This window comes from Pseudomonas sp. 3JA, assembly GCF_036961705.1.
GTDB classification, from domain to species: Bacteria; Pseudomonadota; Gammaproteobacteria; order Pseudomonadales; family Pseudomonadaceae; genus Aquipseudomonas; species Aquipseudomonas fluorescens_Q.
Genome location: NZ_JBAMDJ010000039.1, coordinates 51,851 through 62,126, shown reverse-complemented (window position 1 = coordinate 62,126; position 10,276 = coordinate 51,851). Strand labels below are relative to the sequence as shown.

Here is a 10,276-nt window from a genome sequence, read left to right as displayed (position 1 = left end):
ACGCTTTTGTTGCAGAAGAGACTTTCCTACCCCGCAAACGCGGGATCCGGCGCATAACCGGCGGGACTCTTAGCATCAACAGTACAGCCCCTATAAAGGCGTATATCGCCCACTCCTTCAGATCTGCACGCACGATCCACAGCATATGCAGCAACCCAAGCCCCAGGATCAGATAAACCAGGCGATGCAATTTCTTCCAACGCATGCCAAGCCGCCGCTGACTGTAGCGATTGGATGTGACCGCCAACGCCAGCAGGCCGAGAAACCCAAGCGCCCCGACGATAATGTAAGGCCGCTTGCTCAACTCGACGCCCAACTGCGACCAGTCGAAGCCCAATATGAACGCCGCATACCCACTCAAATGCAGCACCACATAAGCAAAGCACCACAACCCCAACTGCCGCCTGACCGCAATCCACCCCGCCCATCCCGTCAGCTTTTGCAGCGGCGTCATGCTCAAGGTGATCAACAACAGGATCAACGTGCCCAACCCGAGCCGATCCACCAGCACCTTGCCCGGGTCAGGACCCAGCGAGTTCATCAAGGCCTCGTAAAGCCAGAACAAGGGCCAGATCGCCGCCGCGATGAAGACGCCGACTCGCCAGACTGGAAAACGCATCAGTAGTCCTTCCTCAGGTCCATCCCTGCATATAAAGAAGCGACTTCATCCTGATAGCCGTTGAACATCAACGTATCGCGGACATTGGGACTGAACAGCCCGCTCGGTAAACGACGCTCATGCGCCTGGGTCCACCGCGGGTGATCGACCGTCGGATTGACGTTGGCATAAAAACCGTATTCGTCAGACGCAATGCTCTGCCAAGTCGTCTTCGGCTGCTCACTCACCAGACTGATACGCACGATGGACTTCACACTTTTGAAACCGTATTTCCATGGGACCACCAACCGCAGCGGCGCGCCATTCTGGTTCGGCAACTCCCGCCCGTACATTCCCACCGCCAGAATGGCCAACGGGTTCATGGCCTCATCCAATCGCAAGCCTTCCACATACGGCCAGTCGATCAAGGCGAAACCGGAACGCTGCCCCGGCATGACCTTGGGGTCCTGCAGGGTTTCGAAGCGGATGTACTTGGCCTTGGAGGTCGGTTCGACCTGCTTGAGCAAGGCAGAGATGGGGAAGCCAATCCACGGAATGACCATCGACCAAGCCTCGACACAGCGCAATCGATAGATACGCTCTTCCAGTTGATAAGGCTTCATGAAGTCTTCCAACCCGTAGCGTCCCGGCTTGCCCACCTCCCCGTCCACGACCACGCTCCAGGGCTCGGTCTTCAACGATCCAGCATTGGCTGCCGGGTCTCCCTTGTCAGTGCCGAACTCATAGAAGTTGTTGTAATGGGTTGCGTCCTTGAACGGCGTGATGGGCTCATTCTTGACCGTGACCACGCCCCATTGGACCGAGGGCAGTTTCTCGGCAAACCAGGACGGCGCCTTGCCGGGCTCGACATCGGCATAACGCGCCGCATCGGCAGCACTGGCCCATTGAGGCAAGCCGCTGACGGCGAGACCAGCCAGGGACGCACCGAGCATTTGCCGACGGGATAGATAGAGGGATTCGGGCGTGACGTCCGATTCACGGCAGTCGGACGACTTGGGGATCTTGATCAGCATGACAACTCCGCAGTATTGGAGGGCAGGTGCACCAATAGACTGCGGAGTATGGGGGAAATTACATTAAGGCAACGTTTAGCGTCGGCGAAGACGCAACAAGTATTGCACCGGTCCGGAGGCGGCATAGCCCAGGAACACCAACAACAGGATACGCGGTGGATCACTGAACACCACTGCGAACACCAGCACCACCGCCAGAATCGCCACGAACGGCACACGCCCCTTCAGGTCGAGCTCCTTGAAGCTGTTGTATTTGATGTTGCTGACCATCAACATCCCGGCCGCCGCAACCAGCAACGCCACCAGGAACGACATTTTCGACCCCTGGATGCCGTAGTCGCTGAATGCCCAGACAACACCTGCCACGACACCCGCCGCGGCCGGACTGGCCAGGCCGATGAAGTAACGTTTGTCAGCCTTGCCAACCTGGGTGTTGAAACGCGCCAGGCGCAATGCCGCCCCCGCCACATAGATAAAGGCAACCATCCAGCCGACCTTGCCCATGTCTCCCAGCGCCCAGCCGAACGCCAGCAAGGCGGGAGCCACGCCAAAGGCGACCATGTCGGACAGTGAATCATACTCGGCGCCAAACGCACTCTGCGTATTGGTCATGCGGGCCACGCGCCCGTCCAGACCATCGAGCACCATGGCGACGAAGATCGCAATGGCGGCGAACGCGAAGTAACGGCTCGCCCCTGCGCCATCCCCGGCGCTCAAGGCAGCCTGGGCACTCATGGAGTTGATGATGGAATAGAAACCGGCGAACAGGTTCGCGGTGGTGAACAGGTTCGGCAATAGATAGATGCCACGATGCCGGACCTTACGGCCTTCAGCGTCATGGCCTTCTTCGACGTGTTCATCGATGGGTAGCAGGCTTTCGGCGTCAGGAGCCTGGTTTGGCTCGTCGGGACGTTCGCTCATGGACAATACCTTGCAACGGTGTGAAAAAATTCGACAGATGTCTGGGACGACGGTTCGGCCGCAAACGATGCAGCTTTATACCAGAAGCCACCGCCCAAACGAAAAAACGCGGCCAAGGCCGCGTTTTTCGACTCAAGTTCGCGACTTAGTTCTTGGCTTTGTCGACGATCTTGTTGGCGCTGATCCACGGCATCATCGAACGCAGTTGCTCGCCGATGATTTCGATACCGTGCGCAGCGTTGTTGCGACGCTTGGCGGTCATCGAAGGATAGCCGGTGGCGCCTTCGCTGATGAACATCTTGGCGTATTCGCCGTCCTGGATACGTTTCAGGGCGTTGCGCATGGCCTGACGGGATTCGGCGTTGATCACTTCCGGACCGGTCACGTACTCGCCGTACTCGGCGTTGTTGGAGATCGAGTAGTTCATGTTGGCGATACCGCCTTCGTACATGAGGTCAACGATCAGCTTCAGTTCGTGCAGGCACTCGAAGTAAGCCATTTCTGGCGCGTAGCCCGCTTCGACCAGGGTTTCGAAACCGGCCTTGACCAGTTCGACGGTACCGCCACACAGAACGGCTTGCTCGCCGAACAGGTCGGTTTCGGTCTCGTCCTTGAACGTGGTTTCGATGATGCCGGTACGACCGCCACCCACGCCAGCGGCGTAGGACAGAGCCACGTTCTTGGCATTGCCCGAAGCGTCCTGGTAGATCGCGATCAGGTCAGGGATACCGCCGCCTTTCACGAACTCGGAACGCACGGTGTGGCCCGGAGCCTTCGGCGCGATCATGATCACGTCGAGGTCGGCACGCGGCACGACCTGGTTGTAATGGATCGAGAAACCGTGGGAGAAGGCCAGGGTCGCGCCTTTCTTGATGTTCGGTTCGATTTCGTCGCGATACAGGGCGCCCTGGAACTCGTCCGGCGTCAGGATCATGACCAGGTCGGCAGCGGCAACGGCGGAAGCCACGTCAGCCACTTTCAGGCCATGGGCTTCTGCCTTGGCAACGGTGGCCGAGCCTTTGCGCAGGCCGACAGTCACGTCAACGCCGGAATCTTTCAGGTTGCACGCCTGGGCGTGACCTTGGGAACCGTAGCCGATGATGGCGACTTTCTTGCCCTGGATGATCGACAGGTCGCAGTCTTTATCGTAGAAAACTTTCATGAATTTCCCCTCTATCCGGCCGTTCAGGCCATTCGCTAATTTGGTTTAGATGCTCAGTACTTTGTCGCCACGGGCAATCCCGGTGACGCCACTGCGTACGGTTTCCAGAATCGAGGCAGTGCCGATCGATTGAATGAAGCTGTCGAGCTTGTCGCTGGTACCGGTCAACTGAACGGTATAGACGCTGGCGCTGACATCGACGATCTGCCCACGATAAATATCGGTAGTACGTTTGATCTCGGCGCGCTGGGCGCCGGTGGCCTTGACCTTGACCAGCATCAGTTCACGCTCGATGTGAGCGCTTTCCGACAGGTCCACCAGCTTGACCACCTCGATCAGCTTGTTCAGGTTCTTGGTGATCTGCTCGATGATTTCATCGTGCCCCACGGTGGTCAGCGTCAGACGCGACAGGGTCGGGTCTTCGGTTGGCGCCACGGTCAGGCTTTCAATGTTGTAGTTGCGCTGCGAGAACAGGCCTACAACACGAGACAGCGCACCCGGTTCGTTTTCCAGAAGCAAGGAAATAATGTGTCGCATGATTAGGTACGCTCCGTCTTGCTCAGCCACATATCGCGCATGGAGCCGTCTTTGATCTGCATCGGGTAGACGTGCTCGCTGGTGTCGACCGCAATATCGATCACCACCAGGCGATCCTTCATGGCGAACGCTTCCTCCATCTTCGACTTCAAATCCTTCGATTCGGTGATGCGCACGCCAACGTGACCGTAGGCCTCTGCCAGCTTGACGAAATCAGGCAACGATTCCATGTACGAGTGCGAGTGACGGCTGCCGTAGCTCATGTCCTGCCACTGGCGAACCATCCCCAACACGCCGTTGTTCAGGATCACGATCTTCACCGGCAAACCGTATTGCAGGCAGGTGGACAGTTCCTGGATGTTCATCTGGATGCTGCCCTCGCCGGTGACGCAGGCGACATCAGCCTCTGGAAAGCTCAACTTGATGCCCATGGCCGCCGGAAAACCGAAGCCCATGGTGCCCAGGCCGCCGGAGTTGATCCAGCGATTGGGCTTGTCGAACTTGTAGTACTGCGCAGCGAACATCTGGTGCTGGCCCACGTCGGAGGTCACAAAGGCATCGCCCTTGGTCACTTCGCACAGGGTTTCGATCACGGTCTGCGGCTTGATCACACTGCCGTCACCCTTGTCATAAGGGAACAGGCCACGATCACCGCGCCATTCATCGACCTGCTTCCACCAACTGGCCACGGACTCCTTGTTTGGAACCTCGCCGATTTCCTTGAGGATGGCGACCATTTCGGTCAGCACGCTCTCTACAGGACCGACAATCGGCACGTCTGCCTTGATGGTCTTGGAGATGGACGCCGGGTCGATGTCGATGTGGATGATCTTGGCGTTCGGGCAGAATTTCGCCGGCCCATTGATAACGCGGTCGTCGAAACGCGCGCCAACCGCCAGGATGACATCGGCGTGGTGCATCGCCAGGTTGGCGGTGTAGCTGCCGTGCATGCCGAGCATACCGATGAACTGACGGTCGGTGCCAGGGAACGCGCCCAGGCCCATCAGCGTATTGGTGACCGGCAGGTTGAGCATTTTCGCCAGTTCGGTCAGCGGCGCGGAGCCACCGCCGAGGATCACGCCACCACCGGAGTACAGCACCGGGCGCTTGGCCGCCAGGAGCATTTCGGCTGCCTTGCGGATTTGTCCGGAGTGGCCGCGTACGGCCGGGCTGTAGGAACGCAGCTTGGCTTTTTTCGGGAAGATGTATTCGAACTTCTCGGCCGGGTTGGTCATGTCTTTCGGGACATCGACCACAACCGGGCCAGGACGACCGGATTCAGCCAGGTAGAAAGCCTTCTTCATGACTTCCGGGATCTCCGATGCGTGCTTGATCATGAAGCTGTGCTTCACGATCGGCCGGGAGATACCGATCATGTCGGTTTCCTGGAATGCATCGGTCCCCACCATGGTGCTGGGCACCTGGCCGGAAATGATCACCATCGGGATGGAGTCCATGTACGCGGTAGCGATACCGGTGATGGCGTTCGTGGCGCCTGGACCGGAAGTCACCAGTACCACGCCGGCCTTGCCGGTGGCACGGGCATAGCCGTCAGCCATATGGGTGGCCGCCTGCTCGTGACGAACCAGGATGTGGGTCACTTCCGGTTCTTTGAACAGGGCATCATAGACATGAAGAAGAGCACCACCGGGGTACCCGTAGATATATTTGACGCCTTCGTCACGCAAAAAGCGGACGAGCATCTCACCGCCAGATAAAAGCTCCACGTTGTTCACCTCTAAAACGCCAGAATACCGACCCACAAGAAAGGGACGGGTCTTAATAGGTTTACTTCTCGGCAGAGCATGAGCGACGGTGGTCGCCGACTACGTCAGCACTGACTGAGCAAGTATTGGGATCGTCCCAAGTGTTGCGGGCCTTTCCCACCCAGCGCGAGGTAACGCGTTGCGGGTGTAACAGGTCGGCGCGGATGTGCGCCTCATGATCTGCTGAGTGGGTCTGCTTCTGGCAGTCCCTCTACAGCGGACTTTGGATTCTTCTGTTTCGCCTCCTTCAAGTCAAGTCGTCTATGTGTTTTATTCGAAGTAAGCGCATGAGAACGCAAGAAAAAACCTTTAAACGGCAACTGTGTTAGCTTCAATTGCGCAACCCATGACAAGGAAACAGCATGCGAATGATCTTCTTGACGGCCAGCCTGCTGGTTGGCCTGAGCCCGATGTGCATGGCCGGCCAGGTCTACAAATGGGTGGACGCCCAAGGCGTTACCCACTTCGGCGCCCAGCCGCCGGAAGGCACGGAGGCCACGACGGTGATCAAGTCCGCCCCGCCGCCCGCCAAACCGGCGGCACCGCCGTCTGGCGGAGTCATTGGCGACCAAAAGGCCATCGACCAACAGGTCAAGAAACAGATTGCCGAGCAGGAAGCCCAACTAAAGGCGTTCTGCGAACAGGCGCGGACCAACCTGGCGCAATTGCAGAACAATCCCAGGGTACGTGAAGACGTGGAGGGGGAAATGCGCCGCCTCACCGATGAGGAGCGGCGCCTGCGGATCGACGAGACCCGCAAGCAAATCGAGGAGAACTGTCAGTAACGCCGGTCAGCCGGCGTTGCTGATCAACTGATCGAACTGCGCCAGCAGCCGCTGCAACTCGATGCCCTGCCCTGGCCGCTGGGCATAGACCATCTCGGCCATGGCAAGGATGCCCGAGGCGTTGGGCAGCGGCAGGTCGTTTTCCAGGATAGTTTTCATCCTGGGCAGGAAGATCCATTGCAACCATTGCTCGAAGTCCAGGGTATCGACCGCGAACGGCTCGACGCTGGCCAGCGCCTGCGCCGAAGGCGACACATCGCTCCACCAGCCCTGGACCCGCAGTTCCCGCTCGATCAACAGCAACTGATCGGCGATCCGAGGAAAACGCGTATCCATCAGAGCGAAACCTTGGCCTTCTGACGGGCCAATGCCGCGCCAGCGGAATCGCCCTGTTTCTCACGGGCCTGGGCGATCAATTCCCACAGGCTGGCCTGAAGTGCCGGACGACCACTGGAGAATGTCAGGCCACGACGGGCCAGCTGTTCGGCTTGCGGTGCGTCGCCCTGGGCCATGCGCACCTGGGCCAGGCGATAAAGCACCTGGGGTTCGCGCGGCGCGACACGCTGGGCGCGCTCCAGGCTGGAGGACGCACCGTTGAGGTCACCGCCGGCCTGTTGCTGTTGCGCGGTGGTCAGCAGGGCCAGCACCGGACCGTCGAGCTGCTCATCGGCGGACAGACCACCGGCTCCTGCCGACGGAATGCTGCTCGGCGTCGAAGGCATGCTGTAGCTGCCCTGATCGATCGGCGAGGTTTCGATTGGTCCGGGGGTGATCGGGCCCGGCGTGATCGGCGTGCTGCTGATCGGCGCCGAGGTCGTCGCGCCGCCACCTGGCACCATCACGACGACACCGGTGTCGCCCTGCGGGATTGCCTGGACCTGGCCCTGCACCGGCCGCTTTACCGTCGTCTGACGGAAACCGCCGTTGGCCGAGACCCGCTCACTGTTGGAAACAGCGGTGCCGGAGTCAACGACCGGAATCGAACCACGTTGTACGGTAGAACAACCACTGAGCAAAGCCACGGCTGTTACCGCTGGAATCAACCACTTGTTCACTTGAAACCCTCTTTGCTTAATTCATCCAGTCCTTGACCCAATCCATCACCGATTCGGCGGGATTCGTGCCGCCACAGGCAGCACCAGGTGGCGGTTCGCTGCCGCGAATATACGGCATCTGCACAGCGCCCGGGCAATTGGCCTCGGAGCCTTGCCCCGTGCGCGAATCGACCCACGCCTGGACGATGTTGTCCGGTTGCGGCATGTCCAGCGGCAGCGGGTCGGCCTTGCGCATGAAACTGGTCCAGACCTGCAGCGCGCCAGTGGCGCCGGTGAACGGGGTCTTGCCGTTGTCATCGCGTCCGAGCCAGACCACCGCCAGCAGGTCCTGGCTGAAGCCGGCGAACCAACTGTCGCGCGAGTCGTTACTGGTACCGGTCTTGCCCGCCAGGGTCAGGGTCCGGGGCAGCACGTTATAGACCGAACTGCCGGTGCCTTCCCGCATGACCCGCTGCATCGCGCTCTGGATCAGGTAAATGGAGGCCGGATCGAAACGCTGCTGAATCTGGAACGGATAACGCTTGAGCGGCTCGCCATCGGCGGTCAGCACACTGCGGATCCCGCGCATCGGCGTATTGAAACCACCGTTGGCCAGCGTCTGGTACATGGCCGCCACTTCGATCGGCGTAAGGCCACCGGCCCCCAACAACATCGACGGGAACGCCGGGAATTCGCGACTCACCCCCAGGCGCGCCAAGGTCTTGAGTACGTTCGGGACGCCGACCTCAAGTCCGAGGCGAGCCGTAGACAGGTTGTAGGAATGCGCCAGCCCCTGGTACAGGAATACCGTGCCGTGGGAGCGTCGATCATAGTTCTGCGGTTTCCAGACCTGGCCATCGGCCCCCTTGACCGAGAACGTCTCGTCCGACAGCCAACTGGTCAACGTGTATTGGCTCGGCTTTTCCAGGGCGGTGAGGTACACCGCCGGCTTGATCAGCGAGCCAATCGGGCGCACCGCATCCAGCGCCCGGTTGAAACCGGCGAAACTGGCCTGCCGGCTGCCGATCATGGCCTGGACTTCGCCGGTTTCCGGGTTGGTCACCACCATGGCCGCTTCGACTTCGTCGGCGCCCTTGCGCCCACCCAGTCGCTTGAAGGTGTCCTCGACCGAGGCTTCGGCCTTCATCTGCAGGATCGGGTCGAAACTGGTGAAGATACGCAGGCCTTCTTCGGTCAAGTCTTCGTCGCGGTAGTCTTCCCGCAGCTGACGCTTGACCAGGTCCATGAAACCGGGGAACGAACTGTCTGCCAGGCTGCCACGCTTGGTCACGCCTAACGGCATCTTTTTCGCCGCTTCGACTTGCTCGGCCGTCGCCACACCCTGTTGTTGCAGCAGGTCGAGCACCAGGTTGCGCCGCTCGAGCGCGCGTTCCGGATTGCGACGCGGGTTATAGGAAGACGGTCCCTTGACCATGCCCACCAACAACGCCACCTGATGCAACTTGAGCTCGGACAGCGGCTGGCTGAAGAAGAACTGGCTGGCGAGGCCGAAACCGTGCACCGCCCGTTGACCGTCCTGGCCGATAAATACCTCGTTGAGGTACGCCTCCAGGATCTCCTGCTTGTCGTAGTGCAGCTCCAGCAACAACGCCATCATGGCTTCGGTGAGCTTGCGGGTCAGGCTGCGTTCGTTGGTCAGGTAGAAGTTCTTGACCAACTGCTGGGTCAGCGTGCTGCCGCCCTGGCGCATGTGGCCCGAGGAGGTATTGACCCAGACGGCCCGGGCAATCGACTTGGGCGAGACGCCGAAGTGATGGTAGAAGTCGCGGTCTTCGACGGCGATCAGCGTATCGAGCAGGAACGGCGGCACCTGGTCGATCTTGATCAGGATCCGATCTTCGAGGTTCTTGGGGTACAGGCCACCAATGAGCAGCGGCTCAAGGCGCACCACCGACAGGCTTGCGTTGTTGGCGCCGGTCAGCGCAGCGACATAATCGCCGGAAAAACGCACCCGCACCGGTTGTGCCTGCTCCATGCCCTCATAGAACTGGAAGCCACGGGTATTGAGGTCGATGGTATTGCCATTGACCGAGGCCGCGCCCGGACCATTGGCCACGCTTTCACGGCGATAACCCAAGGCATCGAGCTCGGTCAGGAAATCATCCTTGCTCAGCTTTTGTCCGACGAACAGCTCCAGCGGCCGGGCATAGACCTTGGCCGGAATGGTCCAGCGCTTGCCGGAGAACTTCTCCTGGACCACGGCATCGAGATAGACCGCAAAACCGGCGAGCACGACAAGGCCCACCAGGCTGAGTTTAAGGGCCCAGCCCAGCCAGGGCCGCAGGCGGCTGGCGGGTGGTTTCTTGGGGGTACGGGGGGATCGGGTACGAGTCATGGCGGCGGATTATACGCACTTTGTCGGGGTTCAACATGAGCCCTCCACGCGGTTTGCGTTAGCGCGGCTTGCGGCCATAATGA

At 60.0% G+C, this 10,276-nt stretch carries 10 protein-coding genes; 1 reads left to right on the top strand and 9 read right to left on the bottom strand.

Annotated features, from left to right (window positions below; translation table 11 throughout):
- The 6 genes from msrQ to V7773_RS24670 all read right to left on the bottom strand — a co-directional run.
- Positions 1–619, bottom strand: a 619-nt coding sequence (gene msrQ, locus V7773_RS24695) for a protein-methionine-sulfoxide reductase heme-binding subunit MsrQ (protein WP_072346055.1), incomplete at its 3' end; no start/stop codon positions are given.
- Positions 619–1,632 carry a protein-methionine-sulfoxide reductase catalytic subunit MsrP gene (msrP, locus tag V7773_RS24690; protein ID WP_063324360.1) on the bottom strand — a complete coding sequence of 338 codons (1,014 nt, stop codon included), beginning with the start codon at positions 1,630–1,632 and terminating at the stop codon, positions 619–621. The genes msrP and msrQ, both read right to left, overlap by 1 nt.
- Before the next feature lie 75 nt (positions 1,633–1,707).
- On the bottom strand, positions 1,708–2,553 hold the full coding sequence (gene pssA, locus V7773_RS24685; protein ID WP_063324359.1) for a CDP-diacylglycerol--serine O-phosphatidyltransferase: 846 nt from the start codon (positions 2,551–2,553) through the stop codon (positions 1,708–1,710).
- Between the two features lie 145 nt (positions 2,554–2,698).
- The gene (gene ilvC, locus V7773_RS24680) at positions 2,699–3,715 is read right to left on the bottom strand and encodes a ketol-acid reductoisomerase (RefSeq protein ID WP_024779611.1); all 1,017 of its coding nucleotides are present in this window, start codon (positions 3,713–3,715) and stop codon (positions 2,699–2,701) included.
- A 45-nt stretch (positions 3,716–3,760) separates the two neighbouring features.
- Positions 3,761–4,252, bottom strand: a complete 492-nt coding sequence (gene ilvN, locus V7773_RS24675) for an acetolactate synthase small subunit (protein WP_003205610.1) — start codon at positions 4,250–4,252, stop codon at positions 3,761–3,763.
- A 2-nt stretch (positions 4,253–4,254) separates the two neighbouring features.
- Complete coding sequence (locus tag V7773_RS24670; RefSeq protein WP_003205612.1) at positions 4,255–5,979, bottom strand: acetolactate synthase 3 large subunit; 1,725 nt, start codon at positions 5,977–5,979, stop codon at positions 4,255–4,257.
- A gap of 401 nt (positions 5,980–6,380) precedes the next feature.
- Between V7773_RS24670 and V7773_RS24665 the strand changes: the two genes are divergently transcribed.
- Positions 6,381–6,803, top strand: coding sequence for a DUF4124 domain-containing protein (locus V7773_RS24665; protein WP_024618735.1), 423 nt, complete (start codon positions 6,381–6,383; stop codon positions 6,801–6,803).
- A gap of 6 nt (positions 6,804–6,809) precedes the next feature.
- On the opposite strand, the gene V7773_RS24660 is transcribed toward V7773_RS24665, so the two are convergent.
- Genes V7773_RS24660 through mrcB form a run of 3 tightly spaced genes read right to left on the bottom strand, consistent with a single transcriptional unit; the run spans position 6,810 to position 10,193 of the window.
- Entirely contained in the window at positions 6,810–7,139 is a 330-nt protein-coding gene (locus V7773_RS24660) for a YqcC family protein (protein ID WP_072346057.1), read from the bottom strand.
- The gene (locus V7773_RS24655; protein ID WP_063324356.1) at positions 7,139–7,858 is read right to left on the bottom strand and encodes a tetratricopeptide repeat protein; all 720 of its coding nucleotides are present in this window, start codon (positions 7,856–7,858) and stop codon (positions 7,139–7,141) included. The genes V7773_RS24660 and V7773_RS24655 overlap by 1 nt, the downstream gene beginning before the upstream one ends.
- 16 nt (positions 7,859–7,874) lie before the next feature.
- Complete coding sequence (mrcB, locus tag V7773_RS24650; protein ID WP_336075707.1) at positions 7,875–10,193, bottom strand: penicillin-binding protein 1B; 2,319 nt, start codon at positions 10,191–10,193, stop codon at positions 7,875–7,877.
- Positions 10,194–10,276 lie beyond the last annotated feature (83 nt).

What these genes read in the sequence shown, in the direction of transcription:
- msrP (WP_063324360.1), bottom strand. Translation starts at nt 1,632, where the DNA reads ATGCTGATCAAGATCCCCAAGTCGTCCGACTGCCGTGAATCGGACGTC.
- pssA (WP_063324359.1), bottom strand. Translation starts at nt 2,553, where the DNA reads ATGAGCGAACGTCCCGACGAGCCAAACCAGGCTCCTGACGCCGAAAGC.
- ilvC (WP_024779611.1), bottom strand. Translation starts at nt 3,715, where the DNA reads ATGAAAGTTTTCTACGATAAAGACTGCGACCTGTCGATCATCCAGGGC.
- ilvN (WP_003205610.1), bottom strand. Translation starts at nt 4,252, where the DNA reads ATGCGACACATTATTTCCTTGCTTCTGGAAAACGAACCGGGTGCGCTG.
- V7773_RS24665 (WP_024618735.1), top strand. Translation starts at nt 6,381, where the DNA reads ATGCGAATGATCTTCTTGACGGCCAGCCTGCTGGTTGGCCTGAGCCCG.
- V7773_RS24660 (WP_072346057.1), bottom strand. Translation starts at nt 7,139, where the DNA reads ATGGATACGCGTTTTCCTCGGATCGCCGATCAGTTGCTGTTGATCGAG.
- mrcB (WP_336075707.1), bottom strand. Translation starts at nt 10,193, where the DNA reads ATGACTCGTACCCGATCCCCCCGTACCCCCAAGAAACCACCCGCCAGC.